The 23,900-nt window shown below is 38.7% G+C and carries 23 protein-coding genes, 1 tRNA gene and 1 pseudogene; 12 read left to right on the plus strand and 13 right to left on the minus strand.

Annotated elements, in window-relative coordinates:
- Position 1: 1 nt before the first annotated feature.
- From METEV_RS09090 to METEV_RS09115, 6 genes are all read left to right on the plus strand, one after another.
- Positions 2-460 (plus strand): methanogenesis marker 6 protein, encoded by a 459-nt coding sequence (locus METEV_RS09090; protein ID WP_013195216.1) that lies wholly within the window; start codon positions 2-4, stop codon positions 458-460.
- A gap of 4 nt (positions 461-464) precedes the next feature.
- A complete protein-coding gene (locus tag METEV_RS09095; protein WP_013195217.1) occupies positions 465-938 on the plus strand; it encodes a methanogenesis marker 5 protein in 474 nt (157 codons plus the stop codon).
- On the plus strand, positions 935-2,191 hold the full coding sequence (locus METEV_RS09100; protein WP_013195218.1) for a methanogenesis marker 15 protein: 1,257 nt from the start codon (positions 935-937) through the stop codon (positions 2,189-2,191). The genes METEV_RS09095 and METEV_RS09100 overlap by 4 nt, the downstream gene beginning before the upstream one ends.
- Before the next feature lies 1 nt (position 2,192).
- Complete coding sequence (locus tag METEV_RS09105; RefSeq protein ID WP_013195219.1) at positions 2,193-2,792, plus strand: methanogenesis marker 17 protein; 600 nt, start codon at positions 2,193-2,195, stop codon at positions 2,790-2,792.
- A gap of 3 nt (positions 2,793-2,795) precedes the next feature.
- Positions 2,796-3,731 (plus strand): methanogenesis marker 7 protein, encoded by a 936-nt coding sequence (locus METEV_RS09110; RefSeq protein WP_013195220.1) that lies wholly within the window; start codon positions 2,796-2,798, stop codon positions 3,729-3,731.
- A 67-nt stretch (positions 3,732-3,798) separates the two neighbouring features.
- On the plus strand, positions 3,799-4,287 hold the full coding sequence (locus METEV_RS09115; RefSeq protein ID WP_013195221.1) for a carboxymuconolactone decarboxylase family protein: 489 nt from the start codon (positions 3,799-3,801) through the stop codon (positions 4,285-4,287).
- Here the strand turns inward: METEV_RS09115 and METEV_RS09120 are convergent.
- Positions 4,267-5,166 (minus strand): presenilin family intramembrane aspartyl protease PSH, encoded by a 900-nt coding sequence (locus METEV_RS09120; RefSeq protein WP_013195222.1) that lies wholly within the window; start codon positions 5,164-5,166, stop codon positions 4,267-4,269. The genes METEV_RS09115 and METEV_RS09120 overlap by 21 nt on opposite strands.
- 172 nt (positions 5,167-5,338) lie before the next feature.
- Between METEV_RS09120 and METEV_RS09125 the strand changes: the two genes are divergently transcribed.
- Positions 5,339-5,662: a hypothetical protein gene (locus METEV_RS09125; RefSeq protein ID WP_013195223.1), complete on the plus strand. Its 324-nt coding sequence runs from the start codon at positions 5,339-5,341 to the stop codon at positions 5,660-5,662.
- Here METEV_RS09125 and METEV_RS09130 read toward each other — a convergent pair.
- On the minus strand, positions 5,640-5,978 hold the full coding sequence (locus METEV_RS09130; protein ID WP_013195224.1) for a hypothetical protein: 339 nt from the start codon (positions 5,976-5,978) through the stop codon (positions 5,640-5,642). The two genes, METEV_RS09125 and METEV_RS09130, sit on opposite strands and share 23 nt — an antisense overlap.
- Before the next feature lie 89 nt (positions 5,979-6,067).
- Here METEV_RS09130 and fen point away from each other — a divergent pair, with 89 nt between their 5' ends.
- Positions 6,068-7,084: a flap endonuclease-1 gene (gene fen / locus METEV_RS09135; RefSeq protein ID WP_013195225.1), complete on the plus strand. Its 1,017-nt coding sequence runs from the start codon at positions 6,068-6,070 to the stop codon at positions 7,082-7,084.
- Positions 7,085-7,099: 15 nt separating this feature from the next.
- Here fen and gpmI read toward each other — a convergent pair whose 3' ends face one another.
- Positions 7,100-8,674, minus strand: a complete 1,575-nt coding sequence (gene gpmI, locus METEV_RS09140) for a 2,3-bisphosphoglycerate-independent phosphoglycerate mutase (protein WP_013195226.1) — start codon at positions 8,672-8,674, stop codon at positions 7,100-7,102.
- Between the two features lie 129 nt (positions 8,675-8,803).
- Between gpmI and METEV_RS09145 the strand changes: the two genes are divergently transcribed.
- Positions 8,804-9,901: a CBS domain-containing protein gene (locus METEV_RS09145; RefSeq protein ID WP_013195227.1), complete on the plus strand. Its 1,098-nt coding sequence runs from the start codon at positions 8,804-8,806 to the stop codon at positions 9,899-9,901.
- Between the two features lie 56 nt (positions 9,902-9,957).
- On the plus strand, positions 9,958-11,346 hold the full coding sequence (locus METEV_RS09150; protein ID WP_013195228.1) for a TraB/GumN family protein: 1,389 nt from the start codon (positions 9,958-9,960) through the stop codon (positions 11,344-11,346).
- A 43-nt stretch (positions 11,347-11,389) separates the two neighbouring features.
- Here the strand turns inward: METEV_RS09150 and fhcD are convergent, their stop codons facing one another.
- The 9 genes and pseudogenes from fhcD to METEV_RS09195 all read right to left on the minus strand — a co-directional run bounded on the left by fhcD (position 11,390) and on the right by METEV_RS09195 (position 21,822).
- Positions 11,390-12,286 (minus strand): formylmethanofuran--tetrahydromethanopterin N-formyltransferase, encoded by an 897-nt coding sequence (gene fhcD / locus METEV_RS09155; RefSeq protein ID WP_013195229.1) that lies wholly within the window; start codon positions 12,284-12,286, stop codon positions 11,390-11,392.
- Between the two features lie 108 nt (positions 12,287-12,394).
- Positions 12,395-14,377, minus strand: coding sequence for a heavy metal translocating P-type ATPase (locus METEV_RS09160; RefSeq protein WP_013195230.1), 1,983 nt, complete (start codon positions 14,375-14,377; stop codon positions 12,395-12,397).
- A gap of 17 nt (positions 14,378-14,394) precedes the next feature.
- Positions 14,395-16,299, minus strand: a pseudogene (cooS, locus tag METEV_RS09165) (anaerobic carbon-monoxide dehydrogenase catalytic subunit).
- A gap of 236 nt (positions 16,300-16,535) precedes the next feature.
- Positions 16,536-17,174: an endonuclease III gene (nth, locus tag METEV_RS09170; protein ID WP_013195231.1), complete on the minus strand. Its 639-nt coding sequence runs from the start codon at positions 17,172-17,174 to the stop codon at positions 16,536-16,538.
- 39 nt (positions 17,175-17,213) lie between these two features.
- Positions 17,214-18,092 (minus strand): pyruvate synthase subunit PorB, encoded by an 879-nt coding sequence (porB, locus tag METEV_RS09175; protein ID WP_013195232.1) that lies wholly within the window; start codon positions 18,090-18,092, stop codon positions 17,214-17,216.
- Entirely contained in the window at positions 18,089-19,303 is a 1,215-nt protein-coding gene (gene porA, locus METEV_RS09180) for a pyruvate synthase subunit PorA (protein WP_013195233.1), read from the minus strand. The genes porB and porA overlap by 4 nt, the downstream gene beginning before the upstream one ends.
- Entirely contained in the window at positions 19,304-19,564 is a 261-nt protein-coding gene (porD, locus tag METEV_RS09185; RefSeq protein ID WP_013195234.1) for a pyruvate synthase subunit PorD, read from the minus strand.
- A complete protein-coding gene (locus tag METEV_RS09190; protein ID WP_013195235.1) occupies positions 19,564-20,112 on the minus strand; it encodes a pyruvate ferredoxin oxidoreductase subunit gamma in 549 nt (182 codons plus the stop codon). Before METEV_RS09190 ends, porD begins: the two co-directional genes overlap by 1 nt.
- 276 nt (positions 20,113-20,388) lie before the next feature.
- Positions 20,389-21,822 (minus strand): ATP-binding protein, encoded by a 1,434-nt coding sequence (locus METEV_RS09195; protein ID WP_013195236.1) that lies wholly within the window; start codon positions 21,820-21,822, stop codon positions 20,389-20,391.
- Positions 21,823-22,009: 187 nt separating this feature from the next.
- Here METEV_RS09195 and METEV_RS12930 point away from each other — a divergent pair, with 187 nt between their 5' ends.
- Entirely contained in the window at positions 22,010-22,993 is a 984-nt protein-coding gene (locus tag METEV_RS12930) for an AAA family ATPase (protein ID WP_013195237.1), read from the plus strand.
- Between the two features lie 3 nt (positions 22,994-22,996).
- Positions 22,997-23,770, plus strand: coding sequence for a sugar phosphate isomerase/epimerase family protein (locus METEV_RS09205; RefSeq protein ID WP_013195238.1), 774 nt, complete (start codon positions 22,997-22,999; stop codon positions 23,768-23,770).
- A 24-nt stretch (positions 23,771-23,794) separates the two neighbouring features.
- Here METEV_RS09205 and METEV_RS09210 read toward each other — a convergent pair.
- Positions 23,795-23,868 (minus strand) — tRNA-Lys (locus METEV_RS09210).
- Between the last annotated feature and the right edge of the window lie 32 nt (positions 23,869-23,900).

Raw genomic sequence — 23,900 nt, forward strand, 5'->3', positions numbered from 1 at the left:
AATGCCAGAAAACAATACAAACAATAATAATCAGCAGGATACTATCACAAAACTTGTAGTTATTGATTCTGACTGGGTACTCCCCTCTGATGCTGCAATGAAAATATATGAATCCGAAACCGAGGTTACAGTCAAGGAAACCTGCTTTGGACTTATGGTTCATGGACCGAGTGAAGCTGTTAACCGGGCTGTTGAAGATGTTGTCTCTATGGACAGAAACCATATTTTTGTTAAACAACGAGGTTTTCCACCTGGTGATGAAAGAAGATGTCGTGCAGTGCGAGGTGGAGGTCCAAGACCCGGTTACTATTTCCTCAGAGAAGAGGTTAACATGTTGCCAACAATCGGAAAAGCGCTTGATGATTATGATAAAGGTGTTTCAGTTAAAGAAACTAAGAAATCCAAAAAACTGAAAACTTCCAAATTAAAAGACATTATTGAATCAAATGTAGAGGAGTGAAATTTTGGCTAAAGTATTCATCTATCCCACAAACAGCCTTATTCTGTATGACCTTGTAGAAAGATTTGGTCATGAACCCCTTGCCATGATGGGAAGAGTCCATGAAAAAATAACCACGCCAGGAATTGATTCTCCACCCATAAATATTAATCCAGAAGACCCAAAATACGGATTGAAGTATGCTGCGGTAGAAGTCCCCTCAGGTGTCAGAGGCAGGTTGGCAATGGCGGGACCCCTTATAGAGAAAGCAGAAGCTGCCATAATAGTAAATGATTCAGCAATAAGTTTTGGTTGTATGGGCTGTGCACGAACTAATGAAATGGTCAAATACATGGCAAGACAAAAAGACATCCCTATATTGGAACTTGAATACCCCAGCACTGAGGAAGAAGGGAAGGATTTCGTTTATAAAATAGCAGATTTTTTAAAATCACTTCCCGGTGCTAAAGAAAATAACCGTGAGGGAGAAAACGAATGAGCAGAGATGAGGATGTGGAAGATAAGGTCACAATTGCTCTTATTGCATGCGGTCCCGAATATTCAGGAGTGCAATCCGAAATAGAATCCGCTGTTGAATCATTAAACGCCAAACTTGTATATCCTGAAATGGATGTTTCTGAACTGGATACAATCGGAAGAGATTTCGGGTTGGAGGTAGCAAGTGCTGACCTGAAACTTTTAATGGCTCGTGCAAAAGCCATTGTAGAGGGTAGAGCCAAAGTTGATGCTGTTTTTGTTGCCTCCTGTTTTAGATGTGCTGAAGGTGCACTTGTCAGAAATGAAGTTAGAAGATATATTCACCAAAATACCAGCATCCCGGTTATCAGTTATTCATTCACTGAACGTACAACCGCATCAACACTGCTAACCCGTCTTGAAGCCCTGACAACTGTTGCAAGGAGAAGGCATCTGCTTGCAAGAGAAAAACAAAAAGGTCTAACAGCCGGTATTGACTCTGGTTCAACGACTACAAAAGCTGTTGTCATGAGGGACAACCAGGTCATCGGGCATGGATGGGTCCCCACTATAAAAGTCATTGAAAGCGCTGAAGAAGCATATAAAAAGGCTCTGGATGAAGCTGGTGTAAACAGAGAAGATATACAGTCTATAGGAACCACCGGATATGGCAGATTTCTGGTAGGAAAAAAATACGATGCCCAACTTAGTCAGGAAGAAATTACTGTCAATTCAAAGGGTGCAGTCTATCTTGCCGACAAACAGAAGGGAAGTGCAACTGTTATCGACATCGGTGGGATGGATAACAAAGCGATAACTGTTGAAGACGGTATTCCGGGTATGTTTAGTATGGGTGGTGTCTGTGCCGGTGCATCAGGTCGTTTTCTTGAAATGACCGCTAAACGGCTTGGTGTTGATATTACTGAACTCGGGTCACTTGCAGTAAAAGGTATAGAGAACAATATAGAGATGAACAGTTACTGTATTGTTTTTGGTATCCAGTCTCTTGTAAATTCACTTGCTAAAGGTGCATCTCCTGAAGATGTTGCTGCAGCCGCATGTTACAGTGTCATAGAACAGATATTCGAGCAGCAATTGCAGGAAGTTGACATTAGAGAACCGGTTATACTGGTTGGTGGGTCGTCACTTATAGAAGGTATACCAAGGACTCTGGAGAAATTCCTTAAAGTAGAGGTAATTGTACCTCCTGATTCTCAATATATCGGAGCTGTAGGTGCTTCAATGCTTGCGTCCGGCTATATAAAGGAGGAGTGAGATGGAACCTCTTGAAACATTTGTAGTGGAAGCTCCCCAACAGTCCGAATCTGAACAGTACAGACAAATCCTGAAAGATGTTATATCGGACATGGTGCTTGCCCAATCCATCGGAAGGATTAAAGTAGTCATAAGACCCGATGAATCACTTTTTCAGATGGCACTGGTTTTAAGAGGAGGACTTTCTCCTGTCAAAACAAGTGATTTTGCAGATGTTAATGTTGGTGAATTCGGAAAAAATGAAGTGGTCATCAAAATAAACAATGAAAAATATCTATCCCAGTTGCTCAAGATACTCTGGGATAAATATGGACGTTTGAACGTAAGACAGCCAGAACGTAAAACCGTAGCTGTCAAAACTGAAAACCCCATGGATAAAATATCAGATATTGAATATATTATTGTTGATGACCCGAGAAACACTCTAAAAAAAAGGGTTGTTGACATGGCTGTAAGAGTAGCACCCGAAGGTTTCAGGGTGAGATATCATTCCCTTAAAGGTGATAATTTTATTTTTGTAGCATCCGAAGATGCAATGAAACAGGAATGGATTGAGGAAGCTCATCAGATGCTGGATGAGCTTACAGACAAGGAGGATTAATAAATGGGTGTTGTTCTTGAACCTTATATATATGAAGGCGGAATGTACAAACATGGATTGATTCTGGAACTTCTGGAAGACCTTGGAGGATATCTGGTTCAGAAAACACCTGCTGGGTCAGAAGTTACACTGGTTATGCTTATTCCAAAAGAGGATGTCCATCTTGTACAGGACCTTGCCAAAAAATTACTCGGTACACTAACCAAAGCTCCGCTTACAGGTACTGAAATCGCTGTTGTGTCACCTACTCTTGCATCTCATCATCTTCCCCATTCAGCATGTGATGTCGCAGAATATCTTCGGCGAGGGGGTTCAAATACCAATATGATAGGACTTGCCAGAGGTATGGGGAGAAGGGTTTCATTATCTGAAGATTATGAAAGAAAACTTATCAATGAACATGATGTTGCTGTATTTTCATTCGGGGTTTTTAGTGACTGTATAATTAATAAAAAGCCAAAACTATTCAAAGGTATAAAAGTACCAATTGTAGCAACAGGAGGCCCTGAACTCAATACAGAAGATGTCCCCGGTGCTGACATGTATGTGGGAGGTATTGGAAGGATAGCCCACCGCATGCGAAAAGAAGGAGAGCTGAATTCACTGGATGTTTTGAATGAAAAAGTAGGAGAAATGATTGAAAACAAACGTGAAAAGCTTGCAAAAGACCCATTGTCAGTAATTCCAGCACGTGTAATGCAGGAAATAGAAAGACAAATTTCAGATATCCAGAATGTACTGTCTCCTGCACCTATAACTCTACAACTGGATGGGCTCAGAATAAAACTACCATATGAGGATTATCACAAAAATATAGAAAACCTTGAATTTGATGAGGGAGTCGTCCTTTCAGAAATAGCCGATGTAATGCCTTCAAAAATGAAAAACTATATACTGGTGAAAATAAAACCAGAATCGGAAGTAGGATACTCTATATAAGTTTATTTTTATGGATATTATATATTAATTAACCCACCTCAACAATTTTTTTACTGGTGATTGAATTATGGAATTTGAAAAAATAAAAGAGGTTTTGGACAAAGAACCAGATGATGCTGTATCCGAACTATTGGATGATATCAAAGAACATTATGGAGAAGTACCCTATATACTGGATTTCATGAAAAATATGCCTGAACTATTTGTCCCAAAAGTGATGTATGACAACTCCATAATGAGAGAGTTCAAACGGATGGACCCTGAGACAGTTGAATTGATATCCATAGGTGTATCATCAGCTCTAAGATGTGAACACTGTTTAAAGATGCATATAAGAGTTGCAAAGCGGCTGGGTCTGTCAAAAGAAGAAATATTTGATGCTATTATGATTGGTGGTACACTGTCCAATGCATCTGTACTTGCTGAAGGCACCCGAGCACTTGATTCAGAACTTGGCGAAGATGATAAAGATAAGCAGGAAACCGGATGCCAAAAAGGAGATGTTTGCGATTTGGCTGGTAATAACGATGATAATTCAAAAGATTGGAGCTCCTGATAATATCACACCTACAAAATAACCCAGAATTACACCACTGTTTAGGAAAGGCAAACCTGCCTGTGGTTTCCCTTTCATAATAAAAACCGACAGTGCAAAAAATCCAATGACTGTACCTATCACTCCACCAAGTGCAGGATACGATATTATTCCTGAATGTTCAATAAATACATTAGCAGAAACCACAAGTATTGTCGGCATTACCGCATCTCCAAGACCCATGAAAAATGCATCACGTTCTTTATCATCGTTATTGAAACTTTCTTCTCTGAAAGAATAATCAAGCCTTTTAGGAATTACAAACAAGATAGGTAATTTTAAATCCATTACTCCTTCTGCCAGAGAAACCATATGCTTGGTTTTATACACCGAAATTGCATCGTATACAGCAAGTATTACCAGTAATATAATTGCAGGCATTATAGCAAGAGATATTCCAAATATAGAACTGGCCGCAGCCCCGATAATAATACCCACTATGTCTATAATATACCATTCGGGGAATTTATAAAGTATTCCAGTCATTCCGATAGCAGATATTAATGATACAGACATTCCAAGAGTTGGAGCTATATTAAACATTGACGTAAACGCAAAAAGACCGTAATAAAGTGTTGATGCCACAGCAAAAAGGATAAAAAGCTGTATTATCCATTGCTGGTCTCTTTTTATCGCCAGAAGAAGAATCAATGTAAAGACTATAATAATTCCGATATAATAAAAGGAATTGGAAGCGGATTCCGGATTTTCAAAGGCACGCATATTATTAACTTCCATAGGCATAGCCAATGTCAGTGCCAGAATCTGTACAAGTAACAGTATACCAGCCATTATAAGTAGTGGTGAATACTCTTTAAACTTGGAATCTTTAGAACTCAAATAACTTCAACCCTTTGTAATTTTATGAAGTAAATAAGGTAATTTCCCAAGAGTATTTGCCCCATATTTAATACTATGCCTGAGTTACATAACAGAAATTATATAAATTATCTACTCAATAGTTTTTAAAACAGAAATAAATAACTGATTTAGGTTAAAAGAGTGAAAAACAATGGAAACACGGGATATAGTCTTTTCAGTTATTATGGTAATATCCGCCTTCATACTGACATATCAATGGCTCGGAAGGTTTGGTGAAAGTTCAAAGAACCCCCTGATAATATTTGCAGCCATCGTAATGGTCGGCTCACTGGCTGTACTGATACTATCCATAATAACCCGGCTTCGAAATCTTGAGCAGATGATGGAAACAAAGGAGCGTTCATTGCGTATAAACATACAGAGTGTAGAAGACAATCTGGACAAAAGAATTGGTGATGTTCAAAACTCTGTGAACAACGCTATGGATGAGCTTAATCGGAAAAAGTATCGCTAAAAGACCCAGAAATCATATCTTCCACATTTTTCATGGTATTTCTGGCATCTTCTACTCCCGATGTCCTCCTGACATCAATTTTACCGCTTTTATAAAGTATAATGGTCTTGTCCATAAAATCAAACCTTGCCACCCCGAGTTTTTCAGAACAGCTCAACTGTGATATTGAACCAAAATTAAGGTATTGCTGTAATATCTGGCATAAAATATCCATTGATATTTTTTTAACAAATCTTGATTGGGCTATATATTTGCTGGGGTCATCAACACACGGCTGGGTCAAGTCAATGCTGTAATCAGATGTTTCTACACTCATATATCACTGATTGATTGAGTTTCTAATAGATAGTTATTGTTACATGTTAATCAACAATTAAATAAAAAGAGGTTCAATAAAGGTAAACCATGGGCGTTGATATAGGAGAACTTTTACACAAAAAAGAGGTTGAAATATCCAATCTTTCAAACAAAACTGTTGCAATAGACGCTTACAATACTCTGTACCAGTTTCTAAGTATTATACGGCAGCGTGATGGTACTCCACTGCAGGATTCAAAAGGTAGAACGACATCTCATTTATCAGGTATTTTGTACCGAATTACAAATTTGGTTGAGGAAGACATCAAACCTGTTTTTGTTTTTGACGGGAAACCTCCTGATTTCAAAACAGATACTCTTGAAAAACGTAAACAATCACGAGAAAACGCAAACCAGAAATGGAATGAAGCAAAGGAGAAGGGTCTGACAGAAGAAGCCTATAAATATGCACAGGGTTCTGCCAGAATAGATGATCAAATCCTTGATGATGCAAAATATCTGCTTGAATCTATGGGTATTCCGTACCTTCAATCTCCTTCTGAAGGTGAAGCACAGGCGGCTCACATGGTCCAAAAAGGTGATGCGGATTATGTGGGGTCCCAAGACTATGATGCTCTCCTATTCGGTGCTCCCCATGTTATCAGGAACCTTACAATAACAGGAAAACGGAAACTTCCCGGTAAAAATACATACATTGATTTAAAACCCGAAACTATCGATATGGAAGAAAATCTGAAATCTATGGGAATCACACGTTCCAAACTTATTGACATTGCCCTATGTGTAGGTACAGATTACAATAAGGGTCTGGAAAAAATCGGTCCGAAAAGAGCTCTTAAACTGGTAAAGACGCACGATAGTATTAAATCAATAATTGATGAAACCGGGCAGAATATAGAAAATGTTGACAAGGTTAAAGATTTTTTTATGAACCCAGAGGTCACCGATGATTATCATCTTAAGTGGAACAGACCAAACAAAGACAAAATAATACAGTTCCTTTGTGAAGAACATGATTTTTCAGAAGAACGTGTGGCAAAAGCATGCGACCGTCTGGATTCAAAACTTGGTTCTCAGCAGAAGACACTTGACCAGTGGTTTTAATTAATTTAGTAGGGGTTAATCCCTGCACTTGTTTAGCAGGGATTCACCAGTCATTTCTCCGGGTTTTTTAATACCCAGAAGTTCCAGTATAGTAGGTGCTATATCACATAGACAACCACCAGAAAGTTCACAATCACTATTATCATCAATGTATATGCACTGAACAGGATTTGAAGTATGTGCAGTATGTATTTTGGAGCCATCGTCATACTCCTGCATCTGCTCAGCATTACCGTGATCTCCGGTTATAAAAGCTCTCCCTCCTGAACGTTTGAGGGTTTCGATTACTCTACCCACACAATCATCAACCACTTCTACAGCAGTTACAGTTGCATCAAAATCACCTGTATGACCCACCATATCCATGTTTGCATAATTTACTATAAGCACATCATAATCACCCGAATTTATTCTTTGAACAAGGTCGTCTGTGACTTCATAAGCACTCATTTCCGGTTTAAGGTCATAAGTTGCTACTTTTGGAGAAGGTATGAGGCACCGATGTTCCCCTTCAAACTGGGTTTCAATACCTCCGTTTAAAAAGAATGTGACATGTGCATATTTTTCAGTTTCTGCTGTTCGAAGCTGGGTTAAATTGTTTTCACTTAAGACCTTGCCAAGTGTATTTTCAATGGTTTCTGGTGGATAAGCAATAGGAACATCAAGTGTCTTATCATACTCTGTCATGCATACAAAATATACATCTGGATGTTTCTGTCTCTCAAACCCATCAAAATCGTCCAGTACAAACGAATATGTCAACTGTCTGGCACGGTCAGGTCTGAAATTGAAAAATATTACTGAATCGTTATCATCGATAGTAGCTGTAGGATTTCCGTTTTCATCTGTTATAACAGTCGGTTTAACGAATTCATCGGTTTCTCCTCTATCATAACTTTCCCTGACAGCAGTAACAGCATCTTTTGCATAAAGTCCATTACCCAGTGTAAGTACATCGTATGCAAGTTTGGTACGGTCCCACCTTTTATCTCTGTCCATTGCATAGTATCGACCTGATACCGTTGCAATTTTGGCATTACCCTTCTCCTGTAAAACTGGCTCATTCTTTTGGATATCATCAAGACCTGCGTATGGAGAAACATCACGCCCGTCCAGAAACGCATGAATGTAGATTTCATCGACACCTTTATCCGCACACATTTTTACAAGTGCATGGACATGGTCCATATGACTGTGAACTCCACCATAGGAAAACAGACCCATTAGATGTATTTTAGAATTGTTCTGTTTGACATTTTCTATTGCATCTGTTAATACTTTGTTTTTATAAATTTCAGAAGTTTCAATTGATTTGTTAATCTTTGTAAAATCCTGATATACCACCCTTCCTGCTCCGATGTTGAGATGACCTACTTCCGAATTTCCCATCTGACCTTCAGGCAACCCTACTGCTTCACCAGATGCCTGTAAAATAGTTGAAGGGTATTTATTCAGTAAATTGTCAAGGTTGGGTGTATTTGCTGCAAATACAGCATTACCCTCTTTTCTGGGAAGATATCCCCATCCATCCAGTATCATCAATAAAACCGGATGTTTACCACTGGTTTTTGTTCCTTTATCCTCTGTCATATAACACAGATTGTTTTGATTGGTCTTAAATGCGTTGTTTTTAACGGCTTTAAAAATGTACAATAAACAGGCGACAATGTCGGTTTTTGATGGATAAATCTAAATAAGGTTTAAACCATATTAACAAATATGAAAACATCCGTTCAGATAGGCTATGTAATGGGTATACCTATTCGGTTACATATCTCATTTCTGTTAATACTACCGATATTTGCAACAGTATTTTCAATTGCTCCCGAGCCATTTGGATATGAAAATGTGGAGCCGCCACTCCAATATATACTCGGATTTACAACCGCCATACTACTTTTTACCTCTGTTGTACTTCATGAACTTGGACATTCATATTTTGCAAAGAAATTTGGGGTTAAAATCAGCAATATCACATTACATCTGTTCGGTGGAGTCTCATCCATGGAAGAGATTCCAAGAGACCCCGGTGAAGAAGGTAAAATGGCTTTTGCAGGACCACTTGTAAGTTTCATCATTGGTGGTACCCTGCTGCTTTTAAATTTTGGATTGTCATCGGTATTACCAGAATTCACAGAAAGCTACCCATATCGTATATTCTTCATTATAGGTACAATCAACATCGTACTTGGTATATTCAATCTTATACCAGCATTCCCAATGGATGGTGGACGTATCTTAAGGTCTTGGTTTGCAAGGAGAATGTCGTATATAAGAGCAACACAAAGAGCTGCATCGGTTGGCAAATTTTTTGCGGTTTTTATGGGACTGATAGGTCTGCTGATAAACCCCTGGCTTATATTGATTGCATTTTTTATATATATAGGTGCTTCACAGGAAGCCCAATCAACAACTGTTTCTGTCACATTGGAAAAATACACTGTAAAGGATATAATGACCACCGATGTAGAAACAGTTAATCCATCGATGAGTATACAGGAACTGCTTGATTTCATGTTTGAAAAAAAACACATGGGATATCCTGTAATGGAAGGAAATAATTTAAAAGGTGTTGTTTCATTTACAGATGTGCGTAAAGTAATGCCTGAAGAAAGGTCTGCAATGCGCGTTTCCGATATCATGACAAAGGATATCATATCAACAACATCGGATACAAACGCATCTGAAGCTTTCAAACTCATATCAAGGAACAATGTCGGTAGACTTCTGGTTATTGATAATGGTGAACTAAAAGGCATAGTATCAAGAACAGACCTGATAAGAACACTGAGATTCATGGAAGAAGAAGCTTCCTGATTTATCATACAACACCATTATTAATTTTGATAGTAGTCTTCAAAGGCGAGAATAGAATGGACGAAGAAATAAATTCAGAAAATAAAATCAACAATTCACAACCAGATTATACAATGTATAAATATCATACTACATCCCAGTCTTCAAGCATTGTTAAAGAAGAGGCTGTAACTGAAAACAAAGATATGGAAGATGAAACCAATAATCCATCTGCCCCAGAAGACTCCAGCGAACCAACCCAGATAAAAATTATCGGTACAGCACATGTATCACAAAAAAGTATTGATGAAGTTGTTGATTCTATAAAGCAAGAAAAACCCGATATAGTTGCAGTAGAACTTTGCAGGAGCCGATACGAAGGGTTAAAAGGTGAAGATAAATCCAATGAAGAGGTATCTATAAAACAACTGATTGGTGAAGGTAAAATCTATTTCTTTCTGATGCAATGGCTACTTGCCTACATGCAGAAGAAAATCGGGAAAGAAATGGGTGTTAAACCCGGTTCTGAAATGATTAGTGCTATTGACGCAGCCGAAGAAATCGGTGCGGATATAGCCCTTGTTGACAGGGACATCCAGATTACCCTTCGTCGGTTCTGGAACAAAATGGGGTTCTTTGAAAAAATAAAGATGATAGGTTCTCTTGTAGGTGGAATTGTTGGTATTGGCGGAAAACAGATGCAAAATGTGGACATGGACAACATCACCAATCAGGATGTAGTTACAATGCTTGTAGAAGAGCTGCGAAAAATTGCACCTACAGCTGCAGAAGTCCTTATAGATGAGCGGGATGCCTATATTGCAGGCAGTCTTGTTAATGTTGCAGCAAACGCAGGTAGTGGGAAAAAAATTATAGCAGTGGTAGGTGCAGGGCACAAATCAGGTATCCAGAAGTATCTTTCACAGCCGGATACAATTCCATCTCTTAATGAATTGAATACCCTTCCAAAAAAAAGAAAATTTAGTATAACAAAGGCTTTTGGATTTGCAATTGTTGGTCTTGCTATTGCTACATTTTTGCTTATTATCCTTTCAGGAACACCTCTTGAGCTGTTATTGATGGCTTTCGGTGGATGGTTCCTGATAAACGGCACCCTGAGCGCCGGTGGTACATTTATCGCTCGAGGACATCCCTATTCTGTCCTTACTGCGTTTTCTACTGCATGGCTCACCTCCCTTAATCCGATGATGGCAGCAGGGTGGTTTGCAGGATTAATGGAAGCAAAACAGCGGAAACCCAGAAAACAGGATTTCAAAACAATAACCCAGATGGAAACAAAAGAACAGATGTTTAACAATAGACTTTTCAGAGTAGTTCTTGTAGCCGCACTTACCAATATCGGCAGTATGATAGGTACATTTCTGGGTGTATATGTGATGCTCCAGATTACAGGCATTGACCCAACAGAAGTCATCGAAGCAGGTCTGCGTAATATAGGGCTTTAAAAGTAAAAAAGAGTTAAGTGGTTAAGTTTTAACCACCTATTACTTATTTTAAGATTTCTTTCAGGTAGAACTGGTGAGGTCCGAGGTTTCCACCGTAGTTTCCAGCACTGATTTTCTTAATTCCCGGTAATGTTACTGCCGCTTTAACACCTGTTTCTATGGCCTCACTGACCACATCAGTATCCAGTCCATTAATCACAATTTCGTACACAGCATTGACATCTTTAGGTATCATGCTGCCTTCTACTTTATCTTTGATTGACGGGCAGTATTTTTCATTGGCAGTTGCTTTCAGGAATGTGTATTTGTTTGCACCGGGTTTGGAACCGCTTGCAACTATACCGCCAGGGAATGGTGTGATTGTTCCTTCTACTTTATTTATTGCTTCAACTGCAGATTGTGCTGCATTAAGTGCAGACATCTGTGAATCTCCAAATATGAAGAAATTACCACCCGCTACACCTTCAACTGCTCCTATGGACTCTTCTATAAGGAAATCGCCCTCCATTATAGGTATGCTGTACATCTTTCTATCAAGTATCTGGGTTTCGGATTCCATTCCATCCCCAAAGAACTTGAGTTTGTAACCGGTGTCGAATTGTTTTTTAGCTTCAAGGAGACCATTAAAAACCGCTGTTGTGGGTGCAGTCAGAACACATTGTCCGAGACGCTTGAGTACCTGATCTTCTAAGTCTTTATAACTGAAATTGCATATCTGGATATAATATCCTGGTCTGCCGTCAGGTGTTTCGTTCCAGTTTGCAAACCTTTCAATTCCTGCCTCTGCAGGACACATGATAACCGATGTCCCAAATCCTGTAGCTTCCTGTGCAGCAACCTTTGCCCAGTATTTAGTTGCGGCTGTTATCAATATTCTACTAACTTTTATAGGAAACGCTTCTGCGAATGTTTCTTCTACTTCTACTCCATTAACTTCCATAAAAACACCCCTTATATAGTACTATATTCTGGTATTGTATTTACATTATGTGTTACCTTACATATACTCTTCGAAATTTACCTAATTCAATGCTCTGTATATCAAAAGTCAGGATTTAAAAGATAAAAATCTTGCATTTACCGCTACAATAACAGTGCTAAGCGACATAAGGATTGCACCAGCAGCAGGAGACAGCAGAATTCCCTGATTGTACAATATGCCTGCTGCAAGAGGGATTGCAGCTGCGTTGTATCCTGTCGCCCAGAACAGGTTCTGTATCATTTTTTTGTACGTAGCTCTGGACAATCCCAGTATAGACACCGCATCCATTGGATTGCTTTTTACAAGGATGATATCTGCGGTTTCAACGGCTACATCTGTACCTGCACCTATGGCAATCCCCACATCAGCCTGTGCAAGCGCAGGAGCATCATTAACACCATCACCCGTCATGGCTACAATATATCCTCTGGACTGGATTTCCTTGACCTTTTTTGACTTGTCCTGTGGAAGTACTTCAGAAAAATATTCATCAAGACCCACTTCATTAGCCACCCATCTGGCGACCTGTTCATTATCACCGGTGAGCATCATGCACCTGACACCCATGCTTTTAAGTTTTGAAACCGCTTCTTTTGATTCCGGTCTGATAATATCGGCAAGAGCTATAGCACCTGTTAATTCATCGTCCAGCAGGACATATACCACTGTTTTACCCTGAGTTCTCAATTTATCTATATGTTTATTTTCAGGAATAGATATACCGTTCTCATCCAGGTAACCCGGGCTTACAACTTTAACATTTCTGCTTTCAACTGTACCTTCAGCACCTTTACCTGGTATTGATTGGAAGTTTTCTACATAAAAATGCTCATTAGATGATGATACTATACCTTTTGCTATCGGATGTTCTGAATTGGATTCCAATGAAGCGGCGTATTTAAGAATCTGATTTTCATCCAAATCATTTGTAAAAGGTATTGTATCAGTAACTCCGAATTCACCCTTTGTAAGAGTTCCTGTTTTATCAAAAAGAATGGAATTGATGTTACGTGCATTTTCAAAGGCGGAACGGTCTCTTATTAATAGTCCGTTTTTTGCACCAAGTGTGGATGAAATAGCCACTACCAGTGGAATAGCAAGTCCCAGTGCATGAGGACAGGTTATTACCATTACAGTAACCGAACGTTCAAGTGAAAAGGCAAGGTCTGTATTCATTACAATGGTCCATAACGCAAAAGTTATAGCCCCTCCACTGAGTGCTATTATTGTCAACCAGAGTGCAGCCCGGTTTGCAAGATTCTGGGTCCTGGATTTGCTTCCCTGGGCTTCCTGTACAAGGTTTATCAACTGTGAAAGGAAAGAATCTTCTCCTGTCTTTTTAACCTCCACTTTAAGTGAAGCTTCCCCATTTATAGAACCACCTATTACCTCATCACCTACACTTTTTGAAACGGGTCTGGACTCTCCAGTGAGCATGGATTCATCAAGAGAGGATTCACCTTCTACTATATCTCCATCAGCAGGTATTTTTTCACCCGGTTTTACAAGTACTATATCTCCTTCCTGAATCTCTGTTAATGATACATCTTCCAAATCACCATCTGATTTGACTCTGTGAGCTTCAGAAGGCATCAATTTGACCAGTTCTTCCATTGAACGGGATGCACTGAGAACAGATTTCATTTCTATCCAGTGACCCAAAAGCATTACATCTATAAGTGATGCCAGTTCCCAGAAAAAGAACTTGCCTTCCAGTCCAAAAACCACTGCACTACTGTAGGCATAAGCAACCGTTATAGCCACCGCTATCAGCGTCATCATCCCGGGCTCTTTTTTATTCAGTTCATCTGCAATCCCTTTTAAAAACGGGTAACCACCGTAAAAGAATACCACAGTCGACAGAACAAAGAGCAGGTACTGGTCACCTGTAAACCCTATACTAATACCCAGAAATTGCTGGATTAAAGGAGATAACAAAAAAATGGGGATTGTAAGGATGGTGGAAATGATAAACCTTTTTTTAAAATCCTCCATCATCATTGCATGATGATCCTGATGACTCCCATGATGCATATTTTCATTGTTCATGTTTTCATCCTTTATATTTAAATACCAAGTTTTTTACGATTGTTTCCAATATGTTCAAGCATCGAATTTACAGCTTTTGTTGTATCTGTTTCTACATCTACCATTCCACCAGTTATATCTTTACTTTCTTCTGTCAGGAGTTTAACAAGTCTTGGTGCTCCTGTAATAGTGGGTACTGGATTTACATGAGTGTATAAACCAAGAGCCACTGAATACATGGCATCAATTGTTGCCTTTTGTTCCATATATTCGGGAGCATTGGCAACTACTGGTAGGTCAGGTATGGCTACATCTCCAAGTGTTCCAGAAATTATACCCAGCAGGTCACCCAATCGTCCGGTATCTGTACATGTACCATAACTCAATACTGGTGGTATGTTCAATTTTTCACATAATTTTTTAAGTCCGGGTCCTGCAAATTTTTGTGCATCTGTACTGCAAAGACCTCCTACCTGCATTGCTCCGTTACCACAGCCCATTGAAAGAACAAGCACATCATTTTTGATTAATTCTTTAGCAACATCTATACTGTGCATATCATGACCGTAATCTCTCAGTGTTGTACAGGATACAAGACCTGCAACTCCCCTGATAGTCCCGTCTTTAATAGCATCCAGCAATGGATCAACACTTCCCCCGAGCGCGTCTACAAAACTTTCTGTAGAAAAGCCTACTACTGCCTCATTCATCGGCAAATCGGTTATAGGCTTAGTATTTTCCCTGCGGTTTTTGAAGTTGTCAATTGCCATCTGTAAAAGCTGGTTAGCCTGGTTTTCAGCCTCTTCAGGAATATAATTAATACGTTCATTAATACCTTCAAATGATATCAAATCACTTACCGGTACAAGCCTTACATTGTATTTTTCCGCATATTTTGGGTCTATTGGCATGGAACAGTTCATGTCGGATACAAACACATCAACACTGCCAGTTGCAAGAACTGCTTCCTGCATAATCCAGTTACCAGTAAACCCATAGAATACATCATCCATGTCCCATCTCTGAATCATTTCCTGACCGGTTTCAATATTGGCAATGATTCTTAAACCTTTAGCTCCAACTTCTTTTGCTTTATCCTGCCATTCAGGTTTTCTTGCCTGTTGTACCAGTGCAAACCCAAGGAACGGTTCATGTCCGTTGGGTAAGACATTTATGTAATCAGGATTAAGAACGCCAAGGTCAACACGCATGTTGTGAGGTTTTGGAACACCATATATAACATCCTGGCAGTATTCATTGACAATCTGGCTCTGATAAGCCATTGCAAGCCCTAGTTTCATCGCTTTAAAAGTAAGACTTTCATAATCCCCGTCTACATTTGTAAGGCATGAACTGGTTGCTCTCATCATCTCACTGTGGATACCGTCAGGATATATTCCCAAATTATCCCATGTATCCTGTCGCTCTTTAGGGACAAGTTTTTCCACAATTTTGCTGGGTTTTCCATATTCCCTGTTGAAATCGGACTCTACAAAATCACAGAGGTTAATTGCAATATCACCTGTTGAACCCGATGTATCAACACCCAATCTTTCAGCAAATGTTTTCAGTTTCTCAGGTTCTTTGATTTCAAACGGTGTTTTACCCTGTGCCGTTGATCTTAATGTTTTGATTGTTTGTTCGGTATGATACTGATAGGTGGATGCTCCCATGACATTCCTTAACTACATCATCCGCATTGCCATCCCGTCTGCTGTTATCCCACATACTCCTCTTTTATCCTTGGATGCGTCTGCACGACACGGTCCATTTGAACATAGGTCACATCTTATCCCTTTCTGGCAAAATGGACATCTTCTATCAGGGTCTCCCCCTATACCCTGTGCTTCATATCTGTCCCAGATATTGTCCATACCATCTTCTTTTATTCTGTTATATACTTTTAATACCGAACCATGATAAGAAATTCTATCTTTTTCCATAAAACCCCTCTTGATTATTCTCTGTAAGAATACATCAACAAAAAATTTTCATATTGACGATGTTAACTCCCCTCTTAATAAAGTATTAGCTGGGTTAATATAGTTTTTTATCATTCAAATATCCCTGTCAGTATGGAACCTGTTTTAACCAGGGTCTTTTATAGAATAGGTAGTTTCAGGTTTATTGGAAACCAGTTTTTTATTAGATAACCTAAAGTATTAAAACAAGACTTAACTTAAACCCTGCTGGATGGACAAAGTGTATTTACTACACAATTTTCACATTCAGGATTTTTCGCGTGACATATTTTGCGCCCGTGAAGGATTAATATCAGTGAGAGTGTATCCCAGTCTCTTTTATCTGCAAGTTTCATTAAATCCTGTTCGATTTTTTCTGGTGTTTTATTTTGAGTCAAACCAAGTCTTTGAGACAGACGTTTTACATGAGTATCAACAGCAATCCCTTCATGCACACCAAAACCCCTTGAAAGTACTATATTAGCAGTTTTTCTTCCGACACCCGATAGTTCCATCATATCATTCATGTTGTCAGGTACTTTTGAATTAAACTGGGATTTAATCATCTGGGCGCATTTTTTGATATTTTTGGCTTTGTTTTTATAAAACCCGGTAGAATAGATATCTTTTTCCAGTTCTTTGATATCGGCATTTGCAAGGTCATCCACATAAGGATACTTTTTAAACAAATGCTCTGTCACCCTATTTACCTGTGTGTCCGTTGCCTGTGCTGAAAGTATAGTTGCTATTAATAACTGGAAAGGATTATTGAAACGTAATGCAGGCTCAGGATTGGGATATTCCTTCTGTAGCAATGACCATATATTTTCAAAGTTATTGGTATTATCTTCTGACATAATTTAACCAACTTTAAAAAAGAAAAATAGGAATTTGGGTTATTGCAACCCAAAATGTTTGATATTGAAATTGGCAGTTTCCTGAATCTTTTTAATTTCTTCATCTCCTCCTTCTTTGGTGAAAAGATGCTTGAACCTGCGCTGTAGTTTCAAATATTCTTCTACAGGTTTTGGATTTTTGACCTTTTTGACCTGGGTTATCTCACCGTTTTCCATCTCGTACATAGGCCAGAGTGCTGTCTGTACTGCCAGTTTACCGACTTCTACAGTCTTTGAAGTGTCAAATCCCCAACCTGTTGTACATGGTGCATGTGCATGTATATAGGTCGGCCCTTCAATATCAGCTGCCTTTTTGGCTTTTTTCATCAAATCCTTGGGATAAGCAAGTGATGCTGTTGCTACATAAGGTGAACCGTGTGCTGCCATTATCTCGGGCATATTCTTTTTCGGACGTTCGTTTCCAAATGATTCCTTACCCGCCGGGCTGGTAGTGGTTGATGCATCATAGGGTGTTGCTCCACTTCTCTGTACACCTGTATTCATATAAGCTTCATTATCCATACAAATATAGGTAATATCATGCCCTCGTTCGAATGCACCAGAGATTGAACGCATACCTATATCTACAGTACCTCCATCTCCTGCTATAACCACGAATTTTGTATCATCATCTTTGTTCATGGCTTTCCAGGCTGATTCAATACCTGATGCTACAGCACCTGCATTTTCAAAAAGAGAGTGTATCCACGGTACATTCCATGATGTATCCGGGTATGGTGTAGTCATAACTTCAAGGCAACCGGTTGGAGTGGAAACTATACAGTTCTCACCAATCCCTCTCAGCACGAATTTTGCAATCATTGCGTCACAACATCCAGGACAACCACTGTGTCCTGAACAGAGTAAACTTTCTTTCATATCAAATCCTCCCTTAAATCAGTAAACTGACTTTCAGTAGAAATACCTGAATTTATTACTTCTTTTGCCTCGTCAACTATATTTTCAATAGTATCTTCGGGTATATCCCGTCCACCAAGACCAATCATATATCCTATTACAGGCACGTTAATATCAGAGTTGTACATACATGCCTTGGTTTCAGTACAGAGTGCTCCTTCATTAACACCGGGTGAAATGTTTTTATCAAGTGTTACAACAACACTGGTATCTTTTACTACTTCTTTTATAGCATCCTTTGGGAAAGGTCTTAATGCTCTTACTTTTAATAGTCCTACCTTCACACCATTTTCACGGAGACTGTCGATTACATCCCTAATTGTACCTATTATAGAACCTTTTGCCATTATTATGATTTCAGCATCATCGGTTTTATATTCGTCAATAAGACCTCCATAATACCTGCCAAATACATCATAAAAATCATCTGCAGCTTTTTCTATTTTGTCAAGTGCTGCTGACATTGCCTGTTCCTGAGCATATCTGAACTCGGTATAACTTGCAGGTGGTGCAAAAGCACCAAATGTTTTCGGGTCTTTCGGGTCAAGTTTGTATTCAGGATCAAAAGGTGGGAGATAGTCATCTATCAGATCTTCTTCAAGCAAAACCACCGGCTCATAGACATGAGAGAGAAGGAAACCATCCATACATACCATAACAGGCAACATTACGTCAGGATCTTCCCCTACCTTATAAGCCTGTGCTATCATATCTCCCGCTTCCTGAACATCTTCAGCATAAAGCTGTATCCATCCAGAATCCCTTTCTGATACAGAATCCTGCTGGTCATTCCAGATATTAATGGGTGCACTCAATGCACGGTTTACCACTGTTACCACAATTGGCAACCTCATACCAGAGGCATTGAACAATACCTCATGCATGAGTGCAAGACCCTGGGATGTTGTTGATGAATAAGTTCTTGCACCTGTAGCAGATGAACCCACAAGAGTTGATAATGCAGAAAATTCTGATTCTACATTGATATAGTCACAGTTTTCTATTTCTCCATCTGCTATAAACTGTGAAAGGTCCTCTACAATATGGGTCTGTGGAGTTATCGGGTAAGCTGATATCACGTTGGGTTTACATACTTTGGTTGCATGTGCAACCGCATACGACCCTTCTACAACTGTCATCATATCTTTTGTGATGTTTCGAAGTTCAACCATTTATTTCTCCTCCAAAACCATCTCAATTGCTGAAACCGGACATTCGTTTGCACAGACTCCGCACCCTTTGCAGTAATCATAATCATATTCAAAAAATCCATCTTCTCTGGGGTTAATCGCTTCATCTGGACACAGAAGTTCGCAGAGTTTACATTTGATACATTTATCGTACAGGAAAATCGGTTTATAGTTTCTCCAACCGCCTGTTTTGTTCTTTTTAGTAGTGCCGGGTTCACAGACACCGCCTGCAGAAATTGTCATTATATATTGCCCTCCCTTATCATATCGTAGGCTTTTTGTACTGCTTCAGCGTTTTTATCACCTATCTTTCCGGGGAATCTCTCTTTAACAGCTTCTTTAATTGATTCAGGGTTTATTTCATCTGTTGCTCCTGCAAAAGCCCCCAGAAGTATTGTATTTACAATCGGTCGACCGATGATATCCAGTGCGATTTTTGTAGCATCGACTGTCATTATTTTAGCATCTGTATCAATATTGAAATCTTCAGGATTAAAATCGCTGTTTATTATTACAATTCCGTTTTCATCCATACCATGTGCAACATCGACGATGTCGATAAGCGTAGGGTCCTGGACTATAACATAATCTGGTTCATATATCTGGCTTCTCAATCTTATGGGTTTATCCCCTATTCTGGTAAACGCCTGTACTGGTGCACCTCTACGCTCAACTCCAAAAGACGGAAAAGCCTGGCTAAATTTACCATCACTGAAAGCTGCTATTGCAAGCAATTCAGCAGCAGTAACGGATCCTTGTCCTCCTCGACCATGTACTCGTATCTCTTTCATTTATATTCTCCATTACCATGTGTGGAAATAGTAGATAATTTTGATATTTCAGGCAAATATTAATATATAAATTCTATTTTTGCCGTCATAACCGATTAATATTTAAAATCACTACTTTTAACATTGTTAATTCCTATATTAATTAAGAATGTTGCCATAATTACAATGTTTAATTGTGTAAAATCATATTTAATCTTTTGGTGGATAATAAAAGGTAACGCTAAATAACACAATTAAAAAATAAAATTAATTGGTATTCTTGATACAGGAAATTATTCAGATATATCCGGGTATGTGTCCAGGGGTTCCAAATGCCCTCAAATTCTCCAGATTTTTTTGATACTCTTCAATAGCATTCAAAATATCCTGAGTGGCAATGGGTTCAGCGAGGTTTTTTACTTCATTTTTGGTAGGTTTTTCTGAAAGCTTTCCTCTAAGCGTACTTATCTTTTTCTTTATACACAGGTCAACTACACCTTTAACATCTGCACCACTGAAACCCTCACTTTTTGAAGCTATTTTTTCAAGGTCTATATTTTTTTCTGGTTTTTTACCTTCCAGATGGATACTGTAGATTTGTTTTAAAGCTTCCTTATCAGGCAGTGGGACATGTACCTTTTTATCAAACCTTCCGGGACGCATAAAAGCGCTGTCAATACTTTCAGGTCTATTTGTTGCTCCCATTAATATGACATCATCAGAACTTTTTATACCATCCATTTCATCGAGAAGGGTTGATACAATCCTTTGTGTTGCCTCATGAGAACCTTCTCTTGCAGGTGTTATGGAATCGATTTCATCTATAAACAATATTGTATGAGGTCTTGACCTTGATATTTCAAACATTTCTTTAATGTTTTGTTCGGCTTCACCATACCACTTGGACACTATATCAGAACCATGCACGTGTATAAAAGGCGTTTCAAGTTCTGTAGCAACTGCCTTTGCAAGGAGGGTTTTACCAGTACCCGGTGGACCAAAAAGCAGTATCCCATGAGGATGTTCAGCCTGGTATTCCTCAAATACATAGGGATACTTGATACCATAGGCAACCATATCCAGCTCCTTTTTGGCTTCTTCACATCCACCGATATCATCAAACTTAACATTTAGCTGTTCAGGTGATATGGTTTCAAATTTTTCCGATTCACTACCTTTTTCTTCAGCAATTCTGTCATTGGATTCGTTGTAATAATAGGTTCTAAGTGTAGGTTGCGGTTTGAGGCTAAAATCAATATATTCCTCAGATACATCATAGACTGTATTAATGTAATCCTCAAGTATTTCAAAAAACGGTGGGATATTATCCTTCAGCATTTCCAGATTGAGATTGTTTGTAGTTGAAAGATAGGCTGAACGTTTTATATCTGTAAGAAAAGAAAGTGTGTACAAGTTGGAACCGTAAAACAGTTTATAATCCTTGTCAAAACCTGTTATACTGTATTTTTCCTGATAATTTTCCAGAAAACTTTGCCATATTTTTTCAGATTCTGTATCTTCCCCAAGATCCATTCGCGCCCCTATTGAATACAGTGTATCTGTTTCTTGATGAGGAATTATATCTATTGATGATATATAGTCCACTCCATAATCCTCTCTCATGTTAAGAGATGATGTGAGTCTTACTGGTTCTTTTTTCGTCAATGAATTAAAAATAACTCGGTAATCTTTGTTAGTAAAATCTTCAAGATTTACCTTGAAATTCGCCATATTTAAATATTGTACTTTTAAATTTATAAACCTTCTGCCCGGTATTTATTTTTATTATAAGTACAATTTTTAACATAGAAATATATATATAAACCTCTCATATTCGTTCTGTTAAATCCAAATACCTATAACATTTATTTGTTCAGAACGATTATATCATATATAAAAAACAATCCAGGATACAATCATGAAAATTATAGCTTTTGTAGGAATGCCAGCGTCTGGAAAATCTGAAGCATCATCTGTTGTGGAAAAACTGGGTATTAAGGTCGTCAACATGGGTGATGTCATCAGAGAAGAAGTAGAAAGAAGGTCATTGGAACCAACTGATGCCAATATCGGTGGTGTTGCCAACCAGCTTAGAAACGAAGAGGGATTTGATGTAGTTGCAAAAAGAAGTGTTCCAAAAATAATGAAACTCTCTGAAGACCTGATAGCTATTGATGGTATCCGCGGGATTGCTGAAGTTGAAAGGTTTAAGAAAGAGTTTGGTGAAAAATTTACACTGGTATCTATTGACTCACCTCTTGATATGCGTTTTAAACGTGTTCAAAAACGCAAAAGAAGCGATGATATGGCTGACATTAATGAATTAAAAGAAAGGGATGAAAGAGAACTCAGCTGGGGTATGGACAAAGCAATGGAAATTGCAGATATTGTTATAGAAAATACCGGTACACTTGATGAGTTCAGAAATAAAATCGAATCCCTTGTAGAATATCTCATGGTCGAGGTGGAAGTTTCTGCGGTTGTCAATCCCACCGAAAATGAGACTTATGTAGCAAATGCCCTAAAAAACATTTTTGGTGATATCGAACTTGAAACACTGGACACCGCACAGCAGCACAAAAAACGGTTATCAGGTACTGGTGATGTTGAAACCCTGAAAAATCTTCATGAAATGTTTAGAAAAGAAAAAATACTGGACACAGGAAGAATGCAGCTGGAGGGAGGGCTTTCAATCGATGGTTTATCCACACATTTTATTATTAACAAACAGGTGGCATCAGTGGGCAGGATGAACTTTCCGGCAGATGAGGAACCATTGGGGTCTATACACGTAACCATTACCACAAGTTCAAAAGATGAAATGGAGAAAATCTTCGACTGGCTGACCCCCCCTACAAAAGAGGGAAGACCCAAATTTGAAATGGAAATAAGGCAATTCTAAATTATGAACACCAAAAGACTTAGTTTTTCATCCCATTCAGTAGTTGATAATCCATTCAACTGGGTCTATGAACTGGAAGATTACGGATATACTGGGTGGGAAATTGTACAGGAAGGTTCCCAGAAATTGGATAATGATTCACTAAAAAATGTCAGAGAACTGTACGAAACCACTAATCTGGATATAACCACCCACCTTCCATTTTCAGACCTGAATCTTTCCAGTTTGAATCCCGGAATACATAGAGAAGTTTTGAACCAGATGAAATATAATCTGGAAATTGCATCCGAATTTGCAGACATCGCAGTCATTCATCCGGGATATAAGTCCCCTCATGGTGCACAGGTTCCGGAAAAAGCCTGGAATAAAACTATCGAATCTCTGGAAATAATCTGTGATTATGCAGATGACTACAATATGCAGATTGCAGTCGAAAATATGCCAAACATTCCTCATATATTCGGTAAAGAGCCCCGGGAAATGATAGACATCATAAAATCGGTAAACAGAGATAATCTGGGTATTACCTTTGATATTGGGCATGCAAACACCTTGAACATGGTGGATGATTTTTTGAATGAATGTAAAAATTGGATTACACATATCCATATCCATGATAATACCGGTAAAAAAGATGAACATCTACCAGTAGGTTCTGGTGATATCAACTGGAAAAAGGTTTTCAAGGGTTTATCGAATTATAAAGGAAGATATGTTACAGAATTAAGAACTCTTGAAGACGGAATAAAGAGTTTGGAATACATCAAAAGTCTTTAACTTTTTTATTTTAAAAAATACCAGCGGGCCGGAAGGGATTTGAACCCTCGACCTATAGATTAAGAGTCTATCGCTCTGCCTGACTAAGCTACCGGCCCATAACCGGCAAAGCCGGTGTTCATATCGTATT

The sequence above is a fragment of the Methanohalobium evestigatum Z-7303 genome, from assembly GCF_000196655.1.
Lineage (GTDB): Archaea > Halobacteriota > Methanosarcinia > Methanosarcinales > Methanosarcinaceae > Methanohalobium > Methanohalobium evestigatum.

Coding starts and splice junctions, on each gene's coding strand:
- gpmI (WP_013195226.1), bottom strand. CDS start 8,674: ATGACAGAGGATAAAGGAACAAAAACCAGTGGTAAACATCCGGTTTTA.
- porB (WP_013195232.1), bottom strand. CDS start 18,092: ATGAAAGAAAGTTTACTCTGTTCAGGACACAGTGGTTGTCCTGGATGT.
- METEV_RS09105 (WP_013195219.1), top strand. CDS start 2,193: ATGGAACCTCTTGAAACATTTGTAGTGGAAGCTCCCCAACAGTCCGAA.
- METEV_RS09205 (WP_013195238.1), top strand. CDS start 22,997: ATGAACACCAAAAGACTTAGTTTTTCATCCCATTCAGTAGTTGATAAT.
- METEV_RS09100 (WP_013195218.1), top strand. CDS start 935: ATGAGCAGAGATGAGGATGTGGAAGATAAGGTCACAATTGCTCTTATT.
- fen (WP_013195225.1), top strand. CDS start 6,068: ATGGGCGTTGATATAGGAGAACTTTTACACAAAAAAGAGGTTGAAATA.
- METEV_RS09125 (WP_013195223.1), top strand. CDS start 5,339: ATGGAAACACGGGATATAGTCTTTTCAGTTATTATGGTAATATCCGCC.
- METEV_RS12930 (WP_013195237.1), top strand. CDS start 22,010: ATGAAAATTATAGCTTTTGTAGGAATGCCAGCGTCTGGAAAATCTGAA.
- METEV_RS09195 (WP_013195236.1), bottom strand. CDS start 21,822: ATGGCGAATTTCAAGGTAAATCTTGAAGATTTTACTAACAAAGATTAC.
- nth (WP_013195231.1), bottom strand. CDS start 17,174: ATGTCAGAAGATAATACCAATAACTTTGAAAATATATGGTCATTGCTA.
- METEV_RS09145 (WP_013195227.1), top strand. CDS start 8,804: ATGAAAACATCCGTTCAGATAGGCTATGTAATGGGTATACCTATTCGG.
- METEV_RS09190 (WP_013195235.1), bottom strand. CDS start 20,112: ATGAAAGAGATACGAGTACATGGTCGAGGAGGACAAGGATCCGTTACT.
- fhcD (WP_013195229.1), bottom strand. CDS start 12,286: ATGGAAGTTAATGGAGTAGAAGTAGAAGAAACATTCGCAGAAGCGTTT.
- METEV_RS09130 (WP_013195224.1), bottom strand. CDS start 5,978: ATGAGTGTAGAAACATCTGATTACAGCATTGACTTGACCCAGCCGTGT.
- METEV_RS09090 (WP_013195216.1), top strand. CDS start 2: ATGCCAGAAAACAATACAAACAATAATAATCAGCAGGATACTATCACA.
- porD (WP_013195234.1), bottom strand. CDS start 19,564: ATGACAATTTCTGCAGGCGGTGTCTGTGAACCCGGCACTACTAAAAAG.
- METEV_RS09110 (WP_013195220.1), top strand. CDS start 2,796: ATGGGTGTTGTTCTTGAACCTTATATATATGAAGGCGGAATGTACAAA.
- porA (WP_013195233.1), bottom strand. CDS start 19,303: ATGGTTGAACTTCGAAACATCACAAAAGATATGATGACAGTTGTAGAA.
- METEV_RS09160 (WP_013195230.1), bottom strand. CDS start 14,377: ATGAACAATGAAAATATGCATCATGGGAGTCATCAGGATCATCATGCA.
- METEV_RS09115 (WP_013195221.1), top strand. CDS start 3,799: ATGGAATTTGAAAAAATAAAAGAGGTTTTGGACAAAGAACCAGATGAT.
- METEV_RS09150 (WP_013195228.1), top strand. CDS start 9,958: ATGGACGAAGAAATAAATTCAGAAAATAAAATCAACAATTCACAACCA.